General features: G+C 69.2%; 14 protein-coding genes and 2 tRNA genes. 10 read left to right on the forward strand and 6 right to left on the reverse strand.

Translation table 11 applies throughout. From position 1 onward, the window contains the following. The first annotated feature begins 438 nt into the window (after positions 1-438). From gyrB to ACH34T_RS42070, 4 genes are all read left to right on the forward strand, one after another. Positions 439-2,376 carry a DNA topoisomerase (ATP-hydrolyzing) subunit B gene (gyrB, locus tag ACH34T_RS42055; RefSeq protein ID WP_396026615.1) on the forward strand — a complete coding sequence of 646 codons (1,938 nt, stop codon included), beginning with the start codon at positions 439-441 and terminating at the stop codon, positions 2,374-2,376. A 326-nt stretch (positions 2,377-2,702) separates the two neighbouring features. After that, positions 2,703-5,210: a DNA gyrase subunit A gene (gene gyrA, locus ACH34T_RS42060; RefSeq protein ID WP_396026616.1), complete on the forward strand. Its 2,508-nt coding sequence runs from the start codon at positions 2,703-2,705 to the stop codon at positions 5,208-5,210. A 1,593-nt stretch (positions 5,211-6,803) separates the two neighbouring features. After that, positions 6,804-7,130 (forward strand): DUF3566 domain-containing protein, encoded by a 327-nt coding sequence (locus tag ACH34T_RS42065; RefSeq protein WP_396026617.1) that lies wholly within the window; start codon positions 6,804-6,806, stop codon positions 7,128-7,130. Positions 7,131-7,197: 67 nt separating this feature from the next. Then, positions 7,198-7,271, forward strand: a tRNA-Ile gene (locus ACH34T_RS42070). 1,006 nt (positions 7,272-8,277) lie between these two features. Here the strand turns inward: ACH34T_RS42070 and ACH34T_RS42075 are convergent. Both ACH34T_RS42075 and ACH34T_RS42080 read right to left on the reverse strand, forming a co-directional pair. Further along, a complete protein-coding gene (locus ACH34T_RS42075) occupies positions 8,278-8,619 on the reverse strand; it encodes a hypothetical protein (RefSeq protein WP_396026618.1) in 342 nt (113 codons plus the stop codon). Positions 8,620-9,703: 1,084 nt separating this feature from the next. Beyond that, positions 9,704-10,054 (reverse strand): VOC family protein, encoded by a 351-nt coding sequence (locus tag ACH34T_RS42080; RefSeq protein ID WP_396026619.1) that lies wholly within the window; start codon positions 10,052-10,054, stop codon positions 9,704-9,706. Positions 10,055-10,329: 275 nt separating this feature from the next. Between ACH34T_RS42080 and ACH34T_RS42085 the strand changes: the two genes are divergently transcribed. Then, the gene (locus tag ACH34T_RS42085; RefSeq protein WP_396026620.1) at positions 10,330-10,563 is read left to right on the forward strand and encodes a hypothetical protein; all 234 of its coding nucleotides are present in this window, start codon (positions 10,330-10,332) and stop codon (positions 10,561-10,563) included. A gap of 387 nt (positions 10,564-10,950) precedes the next feature. Here ACH34T_RS42085 and ACH34T_RS42090 read toward each other — a convergent pair whose 3' ends face one another. Beyond that, positions 10,951-11,409, reverse strand: coding sequence for a hypothetical protein (locus tag ACH34T_RS42090; RefSeq protein WP_396026621.1), 459 nt, complete (start codon positions 11,407-11,409; stop codon positions 10,951-10,953). A 413-nt stretch (positions 11,410-11,822) separates the two neighbouring features. On the opposite strand from ACH34T_RS42090, the gene ACH34T_RS42095 reads away from it, so the two are divergent. Further along, a complete protein-coding gene (locus ACH34T_RS42095) occupies positions 11,823-12,632 on the forward strand; it encodes an AraC family transcriptional regulator (protein WP_396026622.1) in 810 nt (269 codons plus the stop codon). 55 nt (positions 12,633-12,687) lie between these two features. After that, positions 12,688-13,608, forward strand: a complete 921-nt coding sequence (locus ACH34T_RS42100; protein WP_396026623.1) for a DMT family transporter — start codon at positions 12,688-12,690, stop codon at positions 13,606-13,608. 698 nt (positions 13,609-14,306) lie between these two features. On the opposite strand, the gene ACH34T_RS42105 is transcribed toward ACH34T_RS42100, so the two are convergent. The 3 genes from ACH34T_RS42105 to ACH34T_RS42115 form a co-directional block, all read right to left on the reverse strand. Beyond that, positions 14,307-16,160 (reverse strand): M64 family metallopeptidase, encoded by a 1,854-nt coding sequence (locus ACH34T_RS42105; protein WP_396026624.1) that lies wholly within the window; start codon positions 16,158-16,160, stop codon positions 14,307-14,309. 125 nt (positions 16,161-16,285) lie between these two features. After that, a complete protein-coding gene (locus ACH34T_RS42110; protein WP_396026625.1) occupies positions 16,286-17,083 on the reverse strand; it encodes an SDR family NAD(P)-dependent oxidoreductase in 798 nt (265 codons plus the stop codon). Positions 17,084-17,186: 103 nt separating this feature from the next. Then, positions 17,187-17,396: a hypothetical protein gene (locus tag ACH34T_RS42115; RefSeq protein ID WP_396026626.1), complete on the reverse strand. Its 210-nt coding sequence runs from the start codon at positions 17,394-17,396 to the stop codon at positions 17,187-17,189. A 231-nt stretch (positions 17,397-17,627) separates the two neighbouring features. Between ACH34T_RS42115 and ACH34T_RS42120 the strand changes: the two genes are divergently transcribed. The 3 genes from ACH34T_RS42120 (at position 17,628) to ACH34T_RS42130 (ending at position 18,681) form a co-directional block, all read left to right on the forward strand. Next, the gene (locus ACH34T_RS42120) at positions 17,628-17,747 is read left to right on the forward strand and encodes a DLW-39 family protein (RefSeq protein ID WP_211342807.1); all 120 of its coding nucleotides are present in this window, start codon (positions 17,628-17,630) and stop codon (positions 17,745-17,747) included. 89 nt (positions 17,748-17,836) lie between these two features. Continuing rightward, positions 17,837-18,553 (forward strand): HAD-IA family hydrolase, encoded by a 717-nt coding sequence (locus ACH34T_RS42125; RefSeq protein ID WP_396026627.1) that lies wholly within the window; start codon positions 17,837-17,839, stop codon positions 18,551-18,553. A gap of 55 nt (positions 18,554-18,608) precedes the next feature. Continuing rightward, positions 18,609-18,681: transfer RNA gene (locus tag ACH34T_RS42130), tRNA-Ala, on the forward strand. Positions 18,682-18,687: the final 6 nt, after the last annotated feature.

Genomic DNA, 18,687 nt, shown 5'->3' on the forward strand with positions numbered 1-18,687 from the left:
AGGTGGGGGTTTTTGCGGCATTTTTGGGGGCGGGATTGGTGGGGTTTCGGGTGTGGGGTTGGGGGTGGGGGAGGTTAGGTGGGTGGGGTCGAGTGTGGGCGGGGTGTCGGGGGCGGGTGGGAACATGTGTTCGGGGTGTGTTGTGACGAGTTCAGCAGCGAGCGCCACGTAGGCCAGAGAACACCCCCGGTCCTGTGGGGGGATGCATCTCTAGGCCCGATCGGCCGCCACACGCGCATACAGCGCTCGACAGTGCCACTTTCCGTCCTGTGACCCGGTAGAATGAAATCGGTTCAGGATGCTGCGCCGCCAAGGGGTGCCCAGGGCTCTGACCGAACGTTGAACAGAGCACAAGGGCGCCCTGTCATGTGTGTTACGGGGCACACCGTGCCTCCCTCGGGCGCGGAGCGGCAGACATCCCCGGCAGGAGGATCTCCTTTGGCGTACGACGCTAGTTCGATCACTGTCCTTGAAGGGCTTGAGGCGGTTCGCAAACGCCCGGGCATGTACATCGGCTCGACCGGTGAGCGTGGCCTGCACCATCTCGTCTACGAGATCGTGGACAACGCGGTCGACGAGGCCCTCGCCGGCTACGCCGACGACATCGTGGTGACGCTGATGGCCGACGGAGGGGTGAGCGTCCTCGACAACGGGCGCGGCATCCCCGTGGGCGAGCATCCCGTGGAGAAACGGCCGGCCATCGAGCTGGTGCTGACCACGTTGCACGCGGGCGGCAAGTTCGACGGCAAGTCCTATGCGGTTTCGGGCGGCCTGCACGGGGTGGGCTCGGCGGTTGTGAACGCGCTGTCCACCCGGATGGAGGCCGAGGTCCGCACCAGCGGCCACGTGTGGCGCCAGTCGTACACGTGGCAGGGGCCTGAGACGGAGCTCCGCAAGGGGGAGGAGACCGACGAGACCGGCACCCTCATCAGGTTCTGGCCGGACGACTCGATCTTCGAGACCACCGAGTGGAACTTCGAGACCCTCTCCCGTCGCATGCAGGAGATGGCGTTCTTGAACCGCGGCCTCTCCATCACGTTGCGGGACGAGCGTCCCGATCATGTGAACGGGGAGCCGCACGTCGTCCGCTACCACTATGAGGGCGGCATCGAGGACTTCGTCCGCTACATCAACGCGCGGAAGGACGCCGCCCACGAGTCGGTGGTGTACTTCAGCGACGAAACCACGGGCATGTCGATCGAGATCGCCATGCAGTGGAACTCGTCCTACGCCGAGTCCGTCCACACGTTTGCGAACACGATCAACACGGCGGAGGGCGGCACCCACGAGGAGGGGTTCCGCGCGGCGCTGACGACGATCGTCAACCGGTACGCGCGCGACAAGGGCCTGCTCCGCGACAAGGACGACAACCTCACCGGCGAGGACGTCCGCGAAGGCCTCACCGCGATCATCTCGATCAAGCTGGCCGACCCGCAGTTCGAGGGCCAGACCAAGACCAAGCTCGGCAACACCGAGGCCAAGTCGTTCGTGCAGCGGGCCTGCAACGTGTTCCTGCGCGACTGGTTCGAGGAGAACCCGGGCGAGGCCAAGGAGATCATCAACAAGGCGTCGCAGGCGGCGCGGGCGCGCGTGGCGGCGCGGCAGGCGCGCGACCTGACCCGGCGCAAGAGCCTGCTTGAGTCGACGTCGCTGCCCGGCAAGCTGTCGGACTGCCAGTCCACCGACCCCGGCAAGTCCGAGCTGTACATCGTCGAGGGCGACTCGGCGGGCGGCTCAGCGAAGGGCGGCCGCGACCCGCACTTCCAGGCGATCCTGCCGATCCGCGGCAAGATCCTCAACGTGGAGAAGGCCAGGATCGACAAGATCCTGAAGAACAACGAGGTGCAGGCGATCATCACGGCGCTCGGCACCGGCGTGCACGACGAGTTCGACATCGCCAAGCTCCGCTACCACAAGATCATCCTGATGTCGGACGCGGACGTCGATGGACACCACATCAACACGCTGCTGCTGACGCTGCTGTTCCGGTTCATGAAGCCGCTGATCGAGGCCGGGCACGTCTACCTGTCCCAGCCCCCGCTCTACAAGATCAAGTGGGACGCGCGGGGCTCGGAGGCCGACTACGCCTACTCCGACTCCGAACGGGACGCGATCATCGAGGCCGGGGTCGCCGCCGGGAAGCGCGACCCCCGTCCCCGCGACCTGGTGCAGCGCTTCAAGGGTCTCGGTGAGATGAACGCCAACGAGCTGTGGGACACCACGATGGACCCCGACAACCGAGTGCTGCTGCAGGTGCAGCTCGACGACGCCGCCCAGGCGGACGAGCTGTTCAGCGTGCTCATGGGCGAGGAGGTCGAGCCCCGCCGGGAGTTCATCCAGCGCAACGCCAAGGACGTGCGCTTCCTTGACATCTGAGTACGGCCCGCGCCGAGCTCCCAGCGGTCCGACGGCCCAGCTCCCATCGGCCGGCGGCCAGACTCACCGCTGCGGCCAGGCGGACCGCCGGGGCCAGGTTCAGCGCTGCGGTCAGGTTCAGCGGCGGCGCCAGGCTTACCGCGGCCCGGAGCCGGGTCCCGATGGGCGGCCGGGCTATCAGCGGGGCAGGGCCTGCCACGCGATCGACGGCCAGGCCCGCAGGTCGGCTGGACGGCCGAGATCCCGCGCGGACGGCTGAGGCTACGGCGGCCTGACTCTCGCAGGCGACCGTACTTGCATCCCAACGAGCAGAAGAGGTCTTCAGAGTGACGGACGTGACCACCGAGGGCGGATACCCGGGCGAGCGGATCGAACCGGTCGACATCCAGGTCGAGATGCAGAAGAGCTACCTCGACTACGCGATGTCGGTCATCGTCGCGCGCGCGCTTCCCGAGGTACGCGACGGCCTGAAACCCGTGCACCGCCGCGTCCTGTACGCGATGTACGACGGCGGCTACCGGCCCGACCGCGGTTATTTCAAGTGCGCGCGCGTCGTCGGCGACGTCATGGGGAACTACCACCCGCACGGCGACTCCGCCATCTACGACGCGCTGGTCAGGCTCGCGCAGCCGTGGTCGATGCGGTACCCGCTGGTCGACGGGAACGGCAACTTCGGCTCGCGCGGCAACGACCCCGCCGCGGCGATGCGGTACACCGAGTGCCGCATGGCGCCCCTCGCGATGGAGCTGCTGCGCGACATCGACAAGGAGACCGTCGACTTCTCCCCCAACTACGACGGCCGTTCGCAGGAGCCGGACGTCCTGCCGTCGCGGTACCCGAACCTGCTGGTCAACGGGTCCGCGGGCATCGCGGTGGGGATGGCGACCAACATCCCGCCGCACAACCTGCGGGAGGTCGCCGACGGTGTCCGCTGGTACCTGGACAACTACGGCACGTCCGACGAGGAGCTGCTCGAAGCGCTGATCGAGCGGGTCAAGGGCCCCGACTTCCCGACCGCCGGGCTGATCGTCGGCCGCAAGGGCATCGAGGACGCGTACCGCACCGGCCGCGGGTCCATCACCATGCGCGCCGTCGTGGAGGTCGAGGAGATCCAGGGCCGTACCTGCCTCGTCGTCACCGAACTGCCGTACCAGGTCAACCCGGACAACCTCGCCCTCAAGATTGCCGACGGGGTGAAGGAGGGCAAGCTCGACGGGATCGCCGACGTCCGCGACGAGACGTCCGGCCGGACGGGACAGCGGCTCGTGATCGTCCTCAAGCGGGACGCCGTCGCCAAGGTCGTCCTGAACAACCTGTACAAGCACACGCAGCTGCAGGAGACGTTCGGCGCGAACATGCTCGCGCTGGTCGACGGTGTGCCGCGCACCCTGCGCATCGACCAGTTCGTGCGGTACTGGGTCGCGCACCAGATCGACGTGATCGTCCGCCGCACCCGGTTCTTGCTCCGCAAGGCCGAGGAGCGCGCCCACATCCTGCGCGCCCTGCTGAAGGCCCTCGACCGGATCGACGAGGTCATCGCGCTGATCCGGCGGTCGCCGTCGGCGTCGGAGGCCCAGCAGGGCCTGATGCGGCTGCTGGAGATCGACGAGATCCAGGCGCAGGCCATCCTCGACATGCAGCTGCGCAAGCTCGCCGCCCTGGAGCGCCAGCAGATCACCGACGAGTACGACAAGCTCATGGCGGAGATCGCCGACTACAACGACATCCTGGCCTCGCCGGAGCGGCAGCGTCAGATCGTCGGCGACGAGCTCGCCCCGATCGTCGAGAAGTTCGGCGACGAGCGGCGCACCGAGATCATCCCGTTCGACGGGGACGTGTCGTACGAGGACCTCATCGCCGAAGAGGACGTCGTCGTCACGATCACCCGCGGCGGCTACGCCAAGCGCACTCGCACCGACCTGTACCGGGCGCAGCGGCGCGGCGGCAAGGGCGTCCGCGGCGCGCAGCTCAAGCAGGACGACATCGTCGACCAGTTCTTCGTCACCACGACGCACCACTGGATCCTGTTCTTCACGAACAAGGGCCGGGTGTACCGGGCGAAGGCGTACGAACTGCCCGACTCCGGACGCGACTCGCGCGGCCAGCACGTCGCGAACCTGCTGGCGTTCCAGCCGGACGAGCACATCGCCCAGGTCATGGACCTGCGCGACTACGAGGTCGCGCCGTACCTCGTCCTCGGGACGAAGAAGGGCCGCGTCAAGAAGACCGCCCTCCTCGACTTCGACTCGCCCCGCACCGGCGGCATCATCGCGATCAACCTGGTCGATGACGACGAGGTCATCGCCGCGCGGCTCGTGTCGGCCGACGACGACCTGCTGATGGTGTCCACCGGCGCCCAGGCGATCCGCTTCCGCGCCGACGACGACTCCCTGCGCCCGATGGGACGCGCGACGTCCGGCGTCATCGGCATGCGTTTCGACGAAGACCAGGAAGTTCTGAACATGCTGGTCGTGAAGGACACGTCCCAGGACGTCCTGGTCGCGACCGAGGGCGGCTACGCCAAGCGGACGCCCGTCGACCAGTACCCGCTGCAGGGTCGTGGGGGTAAGGGCGTCCTCACCGCTAAGATCGTGCAATCCCGCGGGATGTTGGTAGGGGCCCTGATGGTGGGCCCGGAAGACGGTGTGTTCGCGATGACGTCCAACGGCGGAGTCATCAGGACCACCGCCGCGGAGATCAAGCAGTCCGGCAGGCAGACCATGGGCGTCCGCCTGATGAACCTCGCGGACGGGGACAGCGTGGTGGCCATCGCGAGGAACGTAGAGTCCATGGAGGACTCAGAGGACGCCGAGGGAGGCGACGAGGGTGAGTGACGTACGGGACATCGTCACGTCCTGCACGTTCATCTTCACCTCCGTCACCGAACCGCTAGGCCAGGAGGACACGTGAGCACCGAGCCCGGCAAGAGCAAGGACGGCCCCGGCGCGGCTGCGCCGGGCGACTCCGGCTCCGGCTCCGGTTCCGGCGAGCCCGCCGGGGCTGAGCCGGGCAGGACCGAGCCCGCCGGGGCTGAAACCGCCGGGGCCGAGCTGGACGGGGCCGAGACCGGTGGGGCCGAGACCGCCACGGTTGGGCCGGGCGGGGTCGAGACCGGTGGGGCTGAGACCGGTGCGGAACCTGCCGGGAAGTCCGATGCCAAGCCGGGCGGGCCCAGCGAATCGGAAAAGGCCAACCAGCCGAACGAGCCGAGCGCGACGAACGAGCCGGGCGTGACGGACGAAGCGGACCGGCCAGGCTCACCAGGCGAAGCGAACCGGCCGGCTCGGTCGGGTCGGACAGGTCGGTCGGCCAGGTCGGCTCGGCCGAGCAGACCGGGTACGTCGGGCAAACCCGATGCCAAGTCGGGAAAGTCGGGTACGCCGGGAAAGGTGGTGTCCGCGGCGGCCGCCAAGCCCGGCCGGGACGAGACGACCGTCGAGATCGACTCTCCCGCGGACGAGACCAGGACCGACCTGTCCCAGGTCGACGACCCGGCGAACAAAGCCGACTCGCCGGAGATCGCCCCCGTCCAGGACACCACCGAACCGCCCAAGGACGACAAGCCCGCCGATCCCTCGCCACAGGGGAACACGCGAAGCGAGCCCGCGCGGAGGCCCACCGGCCCGGCGTCAGACCAGCCCTCCGCAGCGTCCTCAGGTTCAACGTCTGCCGCGCCCGCCGCCTCTGCGTCCGCTGGCCCGACGTCCGCTCGCTCCACGTCCGGCGGCTCCGCGTCCGGCGGCGGCTCCGCGTCTGCGGGCTTCACGTCCGCCTCGCCTTCGGGCCGGGACTCCGGGCCGTCGTCCAGCGCTTCCGGCACTTCCGCCTCTGGACCGGCGTCGCGCCCGTCACCTGGCCGGTCCTCGGCCTCGTCCGCCGGATCTCCCGCCGGCCCGCGACAGGGCTCGGTACCCAGCCCGACCTCGGGATCTTCCCCCGTCCCGCAACCGGGTTCCCCGTCCGGTCCGGCTTCTGGCCCGTCAGCCAGCCCGCAGGGCCCGGCTTCCGGCCGGTCGCCCGCACCCGCGACGGGCTCGGCAACCGGCTCGGCCTCTGGCCGGGCCGCCGGCGGCGCGGCATCGGGTTCGGCCGCCGGCTCGACGGGCTGGGCCAGGCCCACCGAGCCGTCCGGTTCGGTCTCCGCAGGACGTACGGAGAAGCCGAACCCGTCGTTCAACCCGCCGTCGCCTCCGCCACCGCCTCCGCCGTCGTCGGGTAACTCGTCCACTCCGAACTCAGGCCCGTCCGGTACGTCCGGTGCGGCCGCCTCCGGCGGCTCGAAGCGCCCGGGGTTCGCGAGCACCGTCCTCAAGGACCGTCCGTCCACGTCGCCCGCGCCCGGGAAGCGCACGTCCAAGCCCGCCACCGGCGGCAAGCCGGCGCGCAAGGCCCAGCTGCAACTCGCCCGGCTCGAACCGTGGTCGGTGATGAAGTTCAGCTTCGTCATGTCGCTGGTCTGCTTCGTCATCCTCCTCGTCGCCGTGGTCGTTCTCTACGCGATCCTGTCCGGCCTCGGTGTGTTCGACGCCATCAGCGACACGATCAACAGCCTCACGAAGGAGCAGGGCGAGACCACCGGCAGCGTCGACGCCGGCAGCTGGTTCTCCTTCTTCCGCGTCTTCGGCTACACGGTCCTTGTGGGCGCCCTGAACGTCCTGCTCATCACCGCTCTGTCCACGGTCGGCTCCGTGATCTACAACCTCGCCGCAGACCTTGTCGGCGGCGTCGAAGTGACCCTCAAGGAGGCCGAGTAATCGATTTCCGGTTGCCCCGCCAGATGGGGTAACCTCACGGTGCGCCGCCAGCACAGCGGCACAACCCGGGCCTATAGCTCAGTCGGTTAGAGCGCATCCCTGATAAGGATGAGGCCGGAGGTTCAAGTCCTCCTAGGCCCACCCGGGTCAGGCCCCCATCCGGTGCCGAGACCAAAGAAAAGACACCTCCCCTCTGCGGGGAATGCGTGGGACGACCTTCATGTCGTCCCTCTTTCTTTTGCCGCCGCCGTGCTTGGAGCTAGTCGTCCAGCACCGGCACAGGCGACCCCTCCGCCAGTTCCACCTGGTGCGTCGAGGGTGGCCTCCCAGCACTGCGCGTCAGCGCGTCGCGCAGTTCCTCACGCATTGCCGAAGCGACGCGAGAGTAGACGCCCCTGATGCCGCCCAAGCCGTGGGCCGAGGTTCTCGTGCGACAGAACCGCCAGCGTCCGTACCTCCTCCATTCAGGCTCTGGTGGGAATGCCGCTGCGGGTGCGGCGCCAGATCGGCCTGGACGGACAGCCAGTTCACCTCCATTCGCATGGCGGAGCCATGCCCACGCACCCGGACCGGGACTCCAGGCCACGTCTCGGCGAGCAGCGGCACCGGCCGCGACGAGTACGGCCGCTTCGGAACCAACCGGACGCCGCGGGCTTGAAGATCCACGCCTCAAACCCGCTGCACCGCCCGTGCGGCACTGGTGCCAGCGCCGACGTCAGCGCCTCAGGCCCGGTTCCCAAGCGCGCGCATCGCCTCCTCGACGCACCCTCAATACCGAGACGCGCTTCGACGTCGCATCACGGTGACACTGTTCTCGCCGACAGCCCTGCCCACCTTCGGCACGTTGCCGAGACCCGCCGACCTGGGCTCCCGAGCCCCGCGCCCGCGGAATATCGGCAGCGCGAAGCAGGGTGGGGCGGGAGCGGTTCACACCGCGCGAGTTGCATGCACGGCCCCAGCCTCCTCCGCCGTCCACAAGCTTGGACGTCCAGGACGGAACTGGAGAATGCGTCGTCAGGCGGAGCGATGTTGACCGACCCCAAGGTTTCCCGCGCCGCCCCGCCAGCGTTCCTCCAGGAACTATGCCGCTAGCATCCGGACACAACAGGTGCCAGGTCGTCGACCAACTCCAAGCCGTCGACCGGGGTCAGGCGGGCGGCGGGTTCAGGACGGCGGCGGTTCCTGGCGATGCCGTTGGTCGCCATACGGTTTCCAGCATCAAGTGTGAGGACTGATCGACCGAGCTCGTTGTTGCATGCTCAAACGAGAGGCCTTTCTCCACAGGTTGTGGATAACTGGGTTTGCGGTTTGGTGACGTGTCAGGCGGCTCGGCGTGGAATTCGTGGATCAGTTCGATGCGGCCGATGATGTGAGCGTTGAACTGGTCCCGTTCCTCGGCCGCTACTCGTAGTTCGATGATCGTCTGGCCGTTTACCTGGCGGACTGGGCAGCGTTGGCACCTTTCCAGACGCGCCACATGGCGCGACATAGCCCGCGACGTTGGTCGTCCCGGACGCGTTGGTCCTGGTCACGCCCGCCCTAGCAGGGGTCTCCGGGAATTCAGGTCGCCTGTTACCTACATGTTCAGGGCTCGGCTCCTCAGATGCCAGTTGCCGGATGGGGCTGGTGCTGGACGTGGGTGCGCGCTGACCGTCCCCAGTGCGCAACCACGAATGCAGGACGTCGCCGTGCCCATTAGCGAGCGTGACTGTCGGACGGGAGCACAAGCGTTCGTCCGACGCGTGGTTGCCCAATCGACCTCGCGGCCAACGTATGCGCACTACAGATGGCTACAGCACCGGCTTGCAAAGCCGGGCGTCAACGTTCTCATGGGAGAGCGAGGGTCGGGCCGGGCCCGAGCGTTCGGCCGATGTGTGGCTGTCCGGACGGCGGCGGTGGCCGGATGAATGGTATTGAAGCCCGCTACAGCACTCACTCTGACTGGGCTCTCGCCCCGGCCCCCTGGCCTCGACCTCGTCCCTGGGCTGCTTGATCAGCTGGTCGACCGGCGAGTCGACCGGTTGTGAGTCGATTTGCGCTGCATGGTCGTCGCAAGACGCGCTCGCGTCGCGCCGAGATCGGGCGCGGGCGGCGAGGGCGGGCGTGGGTTGTCCTGGTGTGGGGGCCGCCACCTGGGGTGGGGACGCAACTGGGGATTGTCGGTGGGCTCCGTCGTCCACCGGGCGGACTGGGTTGTGGAGGCCGACCGTCCACAGCGTGTGAAAGGGGTGTGGAGGATGACACGATGGCGGTGGCTTATCTGCTGGTCAGCGGGTTGTCCACGACGTGGATAAGTGGTCCCGCGAGTTGGGGACGAGCTGGGGAAGAATGGTGGACGTGATCCCTGCCGGTCGTACCCAGGTTGTGCACGGCAGTTATCCACAGGTTGTGGATTCTGTGCATGGCGCCCTCGCTGCGTGGATGCTGGAGGAACGGCGCTTGGTGCGCCGCACAAACCGTGGAAAGCCTGGCTGTTCTGGGGATCCGCCTGTGGATGTGACCTCCCAGAGCGCCTGCCCGCACGACAAGGGAGGTGTGTGCAAATGCTGTCCCCAGCCTGTGGATAACAGCTTCTAGAGGTCCTTTGCCAGCGGATGCCGGGGCTCGTAGATCGGCAACTCCGCGCCGCTCGGCAGTCTGATCGCGGCGAGCAGCCCCCAGCTCTCCTCGGTAACGGGCACGTCGACCTGGACGCCGCGGGCTCCCAGCCCTTCGAGCGTGGTCCGGATGTCGTCGCACATGAGGTAGAACTCGTGGCGCGGCTCGCTCTGGGTGGGGTGCGCGGCGAGCTCGGCCGGCGGCAGCTTGAAGATCAACCAGCCGTGGCCCGCGTCGACGTCCGGAAACCCCAGGACGTCCCGGATGAACGCGCGGTCCGCCTCGGCGTCGCGGCTGTAGATGATGACGTGTGCCCCGTTGATCATGGCTCCCCCTCGCTCCCTGTCTGGTCCTTTCCCCCGGGTACGGGCCGAATCGGAGGAAAGCCCCGCTGACCGCGGGATGAGAGAGGCGGTGCTCTTCGTTGATCTGTGCATGGTCCGCACGTTCCGGCTGAACGTCCGCATGAAGTCAGGCGCCGCGCCACGCCCGGCGGAGCGGGCGCGCACGTGCGCGCGATGGCCCGAAGCCGGTGCTACGAGGTACGGAAGGAGCGGCCCGACCTGCGAACATTCGTTCGAACGCGTGCTACGCTCGCCCCATGGGGCAGTTGCTGAACGAGCCGGTCCGCGCAGAACACGATCTTGCGGGAAAGCTCACCGCGTACGAATGGCGGGGGACGCGCTACGCCGTGGACGAGGTCCTGAAGACGTACGGAACGGCCCGGGAGGGCCGGGTCTACCGGGTCCGCGTGACGGGCGCCGAAGGTGTGGCGGTCGTGGAGCTCGGCCGTGACGAGGACAGGTGGCGACTCCGCCACGTCTTCTCCGCCTGAGGGTCCCGCCACCACCCCTCGACCCGATCAGCAAACCACCCCCAGTCTGAACCGCCACCCCGTCGCGCAGCCGGAGCAACCCACCGCTTCGCGCGCTGAGCAACCCACCGCTTCGCGCGCAGAGCAACCCGGCGTTTTGCGTGCACAGCAATCCGCTTCGCGCGTGGAGCGATGTACCGCTTCGGGGGCAGGGCAGTCCGGTGTTTTGTGCGCAGAGCAATCCGCTTCGCGCGTGGAGCGATGTACCGCTTCGGGGGCAGGGCAGTCCGGTGTTTTGTGCGCAGAGCGATCCGCTTCGCGCGTGGAGCGGTCTGCTGCTTTGCGCGTGGAGTGGTCTGGCGAGGTGGTTGGTTCGGAGTGGTCTGGCGAGGTGCGTCCTGTATGTCGTCAGCTCGGGCCTCGGTCTGGTCGACGGGCTGCCCATGGGGCCGATGAGGCTGTTGAGGGTGGGGCGGAGTCGTCCGCCGGGGCACGGTCCGCGCGGCGTGCCGTCCCTTGGGGCGGTGAGGCAGGGGTTGAAGTGTCGGAGGCGGCGCGGTTCGGACGGAGTGCTTCTTCTCGGTCTGGTGAGACTGCAGGGCTTGGGGTGGAGGCGTTGGCTGAGGCGCAGTTTGCGATGCCGTGCAGCTCGCCGTGGGCCGGGCGGATGGACGGGTCGGCGGCTTCGAGGAGGTCGATGTCGAGGAGCGAGTCGCCGGCGGCGAGGGTCGTGGACGCGCCCGTCCGGCGGGCGATCTCCGCCGCGGCGGCTGCCTTCGTCAAGCCTGCGGGCAGGCAGTACACCTTGCGGCCCTGCAGGGACGTCCGCCAGCCGCGCTCGGTGCACCAGGCCGTGAGGTCGTCCACCCATCCTGGTGGGAGCGCGGCGCGGTCGACGACAGTGCGCAGTGTGCTGCCTCTGGGGCTGGGTGGCAGGCTGTTGAGGGTGGGGCGGAGCTGGCCGCTGAGGTGTGGTGTGGGTGGAGTGCTGGTCTCTGGTCTTGGGCGTCTGTTGGATGTGGGCAGGGGAGATGGCTGAGGTGAGAGCTGGGGGGTGGTCTGGTTTGCGGTCGCGTGGGTCCGTTAGGGCTGGGGCTGGTGGTCCGTCTGGGCGGGGTGCCGGTCTTCGGGCTGGTGAGGCTGAGGGTGAGGTGTTGGAGGAGGGGTGGGCTGGGGAGGGTGGGGGTGGCGAGCCGCCGGTTGCTTCTCGGGGTGGTGATGGCGGGGGCGCGGGGGGTGGGGATCGGACGGTTTGGACGCGTGTTGACGGGGTTCAGGGGGTGCCGCTTGACCTGTTGACGGCCCGGATCGGGCGTCGGCACTACGCGCCGCATATCCATGACGAGTACGCCATCGGGGTGACCGTCGACGGTCTGGAGACGATGCGTTACCGCGGCGAGAAGGTCTACTCGGGTGCGGGGAGCCTCGTCGTGGTCGAGCCGGGAGAGGCGCACACGGGTGGGCCGGCCCGTCCGGAAGGGTTCGCCTACCTGTGCCTGTATCCGGGGGCCGAGTTGCTGGGCGCCGCGGTGAACTCGGACGAGGAGCCGGCGTGGCCGCACTTCCGGGAGCCGATCATCGACGATCGGCAGCTCGGCGAGGCGTTGCGGCTCGCGCACCGCGCTCTGCGTCGAGGCGAGGACCCGCTGGAGGGCGAGTCCCGGCTGCTCGGGGTGCTGGGCGCGCTCGTCCGGCGGCATGCGGGGCCGGGGCCGGAGGAGGTTCCGGGGCGGCGAGGCGCCGATGCCGGGCGGATCGCCCGCGTCGTCTCGGCGCGTCTGTCGGACGAGATGCTCGCGCCGCCGACGCTCGCCGAGATCGCGGGCGACCTGGAGCTCTCGCGGTACCAGCTGTTGCGCGCGTTCCGTGACGCCATGGGCATGCCGCCGTACGCGTGGCTTGCCCAGCACCGGGTCACCCGGGCCCGTGCGCTGCTGGACGCGGGGCACCGGCCGGCGGAGGCCGCGACGCTCGTCGGGTTCGCCGACCAAGCGCATCTCACGCGGTGGTTCCGGCGCGTGGTGGGCGTCACTCCGGGCGCGTACCGCAACAGCGTTCAAGACAGCGCGATGCGCCGTCCCGCATTCTGAACCTGTCCGTTCGGCCGCTTTGCCTGCACTGGACGGGCGGGAATCGGAGGTCGTGTTGAGTCGTCGTGGCTGGGTGCTGTTCGCGCTGATGGGCGTGCTGTGGGGCATCCCCTATCTGATGATCAAGGTGGCGGTCGAGGACGTCTCGGTGCCGATGGTGGTGTTCACCCGGACCGCGCTCGGCGCCGCCGTCCTGCTGCCGCTGGCGCTCCGGGCGGGCCGGCTCGGTGTGGTGCGTCGGCATTGGCGGCCCCTCCTGGTGTTCACCGCGGTGGAGATCCTCGGCCCGTGGGCGCTGCTGTCGGACGCGGAGAACCGGCTGACCAGCTCCATGACCGGGCTGCTGATCGCCGCCGTCCCGATCGTCGGGGTGGTGCTGGCCAGGCTCACCGGAGACGGGGAGCGGCTCGGCCCGGTGCGGTGGGCGGGGCTGCTGGTCGGGCTGGTGGGCGTCGGCGTGCTGGCCGGACCGCATCTCGGCGGAGGCAGCGCGTGGGCGATCGGCGAGGTCATGCTGGTCGCGGTCGGCTACTCCATCGCCCCGATGATCGCGATGCGGCGAATGCAGGACCTGCCGAGCCTGCAGTTGGCCGCGTTCTCGCTGGCCGTGGCCGCGCTCGTCTACACCGGTCCGGCGGCCGCGACCTGGCCGGAATCGATGCCGAGCGGCCGCGTCCTCGCCGCGCTCGTCGGGCTCGGACTGGTGTGCACGGCGTTGGCCTTCATCGTGTTCTTCGAGCTGATCCGGGAGGTCGGCACGTCCAGGGGGATGGTGTTCACGTATGTGAACCCGGCGGTCGCCGTCGTCGCCGGGGTGGTGTTGCTCGGCGAGCCCCTCACCGGGACGATCATCGCCTCGTTCGCGTTGATTCTCGGCGGCTCCGTCCTTGCGACCGCCCAGCGCAGCCCGTCTCGGAAATCGGCCGAGCCGGTCCGGGATACGGCTGCCGAGCCCGAGGAAGCGTCAGCGTCCTGACGAGTGGGGGCGGCGGCCGCCGGTGCGGGCTGGAGGGGACGCGGCGATCGTCTCCGTGTGAATCCCCGACTCTTCTGACCGCTCCGGCCGTCCTGGGCATCCCGACCGCCCAGTCGTCCTGAGCATCCAGCCGTCCTGACTGTCTCGGCCGTGTTCCTAGATGTCCCGGCCGTGCTGACCGTCCTGGATGTCCCTGGCGTGCTGGCCGTCCTGGACGTCTCGGCCGTCCTGAATGTTCTGGCCGTCTTGATTCTGAACGTCCCGGCCGTGCTGAGCGTTCTGGCCGTCTCGGCTGTTTGGTTGTTCTGGGTGTCCCGGCTGTTCTGGCTGTGCAGGGCTCGGTGGTGCTGGGTTGCGTGTGCGGGGGCGGGACGTTGGCCGGGTCGAGGCCGGGACGCTGGTCGAGCAGGTCGGCGAGGCGGCGGGCCCGGCCACTCGCTTGCCACCACCCGCGCCGTGCTGGACCACCGGGTGGTCATGGACGATTACATGGCGCCGGGTTTGGCGGGGGTGGGTGAGGCGTTGATGACGGTGATGCGAGCGCGATCCAGTACCGGTCCTCGCCGCGGTAAGCGGTTGGTCTGCTTGACCGAATGGGGTGTCAGGGATTCGGTTAGCTGCTCGGGCTGATGTTAGTGAGGTCTCAGCGTCCCCGGTTCACGCGTTTCCACGTAGTGACGGGCTTGGTTGGTGTGGGGTCAGCGGAGCGTGACTATGAATTTGTCGGCCTTGCCGATGTTGCCCGCGGGGTCGATGGCGCGGTATTCGACGGTGTGCCGGCCTTTGCCGAGCTTGCCGTAGGTGAGGCTGTCGATGACGGTGCCGTTCTCGGTGAACAGCCAAGGGGCGGACGAGTCCGTCGGCCAGCCGAAGTAGTTGAACCAGCCGTCGCCGTCCACGCGGAACTCGGAGACGACGACGCCTGGGCGGTCGTCCGCGCCGGTCAGCCGCATGGTGAACGGGCCGTCGAAGACGTATTCGGGCGTGCGGCCTGGACGGGTCCGGCTGTGCGTCGCCTTCGACAGTTCGTACTTCACCGCCGGGCCCTGCGCGTCGATCGTCCACGTCCGGCTCTTGGAGCCGACGCGTGCGACCAGCTGATGCGTGCCCTTGTACATGCGGAACCGTGCGAGATCGATGTCCCGCTCACCGCCGCGTACGCGCCGACCGTCCAATTCCCAGCGGACGGCCGGAACGCTATGCACGGGATGTGTCGTCTCCGCGTACACGACTGATTCGTTGCCCACAGGCTTGTCGGTCGGTGTGGACGAACTGAAGTCGACCGGCACGTTCTCCGGCGGGGTCTTCACGCTGGTGTCGACCGTCCAGGTGCGTACCTGGGTGAGCGCGACCGACGCGCGTAGGGCCGGGTCCCGGACGAACGGAGTGGGGTCGGCGACCGTCGCCTGGACGGTGTGCGTGCCCTTCTTCAGATGCAGCCGGGACAGATCAAGGTTGGCGCCCTTCCGCACAATCTTCCCGTCGACCTTCCAGATGACGGACAACGTGTGACTGGACGGATGCATCGTCTCGACCCACAGAACACGGTCGGCACCCACCGGCGTGGTTGTCGGGGTGTGGGCCTGGACGAGGTTGACCTTGGCTGAGATCCGCTGGGTCATCCGTTCACGGGACACCTGGTCGAAGTAGTAGCCGAGCGTTTTCATCATCGAGTGCTGGCTCGGCCTCCACACGCCCTTGCTGAAATACATCCCGCCTTCGTACCGTCCTATGGTTCCTCCGGACTCGCTTCGTTCGCCGAGCCACCGCCACCACTTCTTCTTCTGCGTCTTCAGCTCTTCCTCGGTCAGCAGCGTGTGGTGGATGGAGTCGGGCTCCGGGCCGGCGTACGTCCCGCCAGGAACACCGCGCTGGTAGTAGTCGTACTCGTCGTCCAGCCCACCCAGTGAGTGGCCGAGCTCGTGCGGCGCGATGAGAGCGGACATCGCGTTGCCGCCGGACGCCGTCGCGTAGGCGCCGCCTGCACCGCCGTAGGTGTCGCTGTTCGCGAGCCCGAGGATCTGACGGTTCGCTGTGGTCGTCCCTGGGACGAGGTCGGCGTACGTCTTGGCGGCCGCGCCGTTCATGACGAGGAGCCGCTGGACGCCGTCCGCCCGGCAGCCGCTCCAGAACGCCATGCTCAGCGGTGTCGTGCGGCGCGGGGACGACAGCGACGGGTCGCAGCTCACCCCCGACTCGCCGGACGGGATCTCGACCGCGTACACGTTGATGTAGCTGCGATACGACTTGAACGGTTCGATCGTCCACAGGTCGTTGAGGTGCTCGGCGTAGTGGGCGCGGAACTTGGGCATGTCCGCCGTCGTGTAGCCGTCGCCGAGGATCACGAGGTTGAAGCGCTTGGCCGGGTCGCCGGTGACCTGCACCGGGACCACCTTCGCGTCCGACGGATCCGCCGCGGGTGCGCGCGCCCCGTACGCGAGAGCCCCGTGCGCGGGAGCCCCGTGCGCGGGAGCCCCGTGCGCGGGAGCCGCCGTCAGGGACAGGACTGTCACGGCCGCCGCCCCGATCGAGGTCGTCATACCCGTCCACATGCGCAGACCTCCTCGCGGCGGCGCACGCGGCAGGCGGGGTGCCGCCCGGGGGGACGCTGCGCCCGGCACATCCCGCTGATCACTCGGGACTGTCCGGATTATCGCCTGAAGATCCGGATTTGTCGCTACCGTTTGCCGCGCTGTCCGTCCGCCAGTCCCCGGGCGACCCGGGCGCCGCCAGCCCGCCGCTGCACGGCCGCCGACAGGACGGGCGCGAACCCGCCGATCATGGCGCCGAGCCGCAGGCCGAGCGGCGCAACGTCGATCTCGGCGACGTTCCGCTCGATGGCCCGGACGGTCGCCCGCGCCACGTCCTCCGGAGACCGGGTTCCGACGCCGCGTGGCAGCGTGACCCCGGCGTCGGCGAACATGCCCGCGTCCCGGATGAACCCCGGGAAGATCGTCGACACGCCGACGCCGTGCGGCCGCAGGTCCTCGCGCAGCGCCAGCGCGAACCCCCGCATCCCGAACTTCGTCGCGTTGTAGAGGGACGCGTTCCCGGACGCCGCCTTCCCCGACAGCGACGAGACGAAAACCAGCTGCCCGCGGCCACGATCGGCCATTCGCGCGCTCGCGAGCTTCGCCATCACGATCGGCGCCCGCAGGTTCACGTCCAGCGCCCGGTCGATCTCGGTGATCGAGTAGTCGGCCAGCGGTCCGGACGCCGGCAGTGCCGCGTTCGCGACCAGCACGTCCACCGGGCCCGCCTCGTCCAGCAGCCGCTCGGCGGCCGCACGGTCCGCCAGGTCGGCGGCGATGGCCCGGGCGCCGCCGCCGAGACGCTCGGCCAGCGGCTCCAGGACGTCCGCCCGGCGGCCCGTCAGGACGAGCCGGGCGCCCCGCCCCGCCAGCGCCGCGGCGAGCGCCCGCCCGATCCCGCCGCTCGCGCCGGTCAGCAGGACATTCGCTCCGCGCAACTCCATGCCGCGATGATGGCGGATCGGTGAGCGCTTCCGCTTCCCGGTCGGCTCACACCGGGCGGGCCGCAGACGGGACGGGGACGGGGACGGGGACGGATGAAGATCGTCACATTCCGATCCGCCACAGCAGCAGGATGATCGACGAGAGCACCAGCCCGGCGGTGCCCAGCGCCACCTCGCCCAGCGCGATCATGGCGGCGCATCCCAGCGCGGTCACCCCGGCGGCCAGCACCAGGCCCCGCGCCCCGGACGGCTCCTCGTCCGGGGCGCCCGAGTCGAACTCGCGTTCCCAGCGCCGGAAGTCGTCCTCTGCCATCGGCACTCCCGAAGGTCGTCCCCCGGATTATGCGGCGGTCCGCGCGTCCGGGCGAGATGGCGCGGGGGTGACGGCATCGACACCAGATTTGGACGCTGGGTCCGATACCGGTGAGCGGGGTGCTGAACGCCTGGGAACGGTTGCTAGGCTGCGGAGAGCCTGGGGGAAGCAAGCGCTGATGTGAAGGTCCCCCGGGATTTGACTGAATAGTCGAGGTGAAGGGGTCCCACCGTGAAGAAGCTGCTCATCCTGGCCGTCGTCGCACTCGGTGGTTTCGCTGTCTGGCGTCGGCTGCAGCAGGACCGCGCCGAGCTGGACCTGTGGACCGAGGCCACGTCGTCCGACAACTGAGCATCCTTCATCCGGCCCGTCCGCTGAGGCGCGGCCTGTGCGGGCCGGGATGAAAGGTGTTCACCGACGCAGGCGATAAGGTCCCCGGCGTGAACGAAGCAGCCCCGATCACCGTCGCCTGCCTCGATCTCGCCGGGACCACTGTCGCGGACGGCGAGACCGTCCACACCGCCTTCGCCGAGGCGATCGCCACCCTGGGGATCGTCTCCGGCACGGCGGCATATGACCGTGCTTTTGCACGGTTCCACGAATCGCGCGGCGGGTCGAAGCTGGCCGTCTTCCGGTCCCTCTTCGCCGAGGACCGCGCCCAGGCGGCGAACCTCGCGTTCGAGCACTCCTACGACGACCTCGTCGACCGCCGCGGCCTGCGCTCCGTGCCCGGCGCCGACGACGCTCTCCTGCACCTCCGCGCCGCCGGGATCCGCGTCTGCCTGATCACCGGCTTCGGCCGCGGCACCCAGGCCCGCATCATCGACACGCTCGGCTGGTGGGACCGCGTCGACCTGACCCTCTGCCCGGCGGACGTCCCCCGCGGCCGCCCGTGGCCCGACCTCGTCCTCAGCGCCGCCCTCCGCCTCGGCGTGGACGACGTCCGCCACATTGCCGTCTGCGGCGACACCGCGAACGACATGCTCACCGGGCGGCGCTCCGGCGCGTCCATCGTGGCGGGCGTCCTCACCGGCGCCCACGACCGCGACCGCCTCCTCACCGCGGGCGCCACCCACATCCTCCCCAGCGTCGCCGCCCTCCCCGGCCTGGTCCTGCCCGCGTCCGTCGATGACGCGCTGGCCGCAGACCACGGGTAGGCTTGTGCCGCCGCGCAGCGGCGCCTGCCGCGAAACGGCGGCCGGGACGCGGCGAGGGGCCTTAGCTCAGTTGGTAGAGCACCGGCTTTGCAAGCCGGGTGTCAGGGGTTCGAATCCCCTAGGCTCCACCCGGA

Origin of the sequence: Actinomadura sp. 9N215 (assembly GCF_044326345.1) — a bacterium.
In the GTDB taxonomy this organism is placed as follows: Bacteria; Actinomycetota; Actinomycetes; order Streptosporangiales; family Streptosporangiaceae; genus Spirillospora.

Coding starts and splice junctions, on each gene's coding strand:
- ACH34T_RS42065 (WP_396026617.1), top strand. CDS start 6,804: ATGAAGTTCAGCTTCGTCATGTCGCTGGTCTGCTTCGTCATCCTCCTC.
- ACH34T_RS42075 (WP_396026618.1), bottom strand. CDS start 8,619: ATGTCGCGCCATGTGGCGCGTCTGGAAAGGTGCCAACGCTGCCCAGTC.
- ACH34T_RS42080 (WP_396026619.1), bottom strand. CDS start 10,054: ATGATCAACGGGGCACACGTCATCATCTACAGCCGCGACGCCGAGGCG.
- ACH34T_RS42085 (WP_396026620.1), top strand. CDS start 10,330: ATGGGGCAGTTGCTGAACGAGCCGGTCCGCGCAGAACACGATCTTGCG.
- ACH34T_RS42105 (WP_396026624.1), bottom strand. CDS start 16,160: ATGTGGACGGGTATGACGACCTCGATCGGGGCGGCGGCCGTGACAGTC.
- ACH34T_RS42110 (WP_396026625.1), bottom strand. CDS start 17,083: ATGGAGTTGCGCGGAGCGAATGTCCTGCTGACCGGCGCGAGCGGCGGG.
- ACH34T_RS42115 (WP_396026626.1), bottom strand. CDS start 17,396: ATGGCAGAGGACGACTTCCGGCGCTGGGAACGCGAGTTCGACTCGGGC.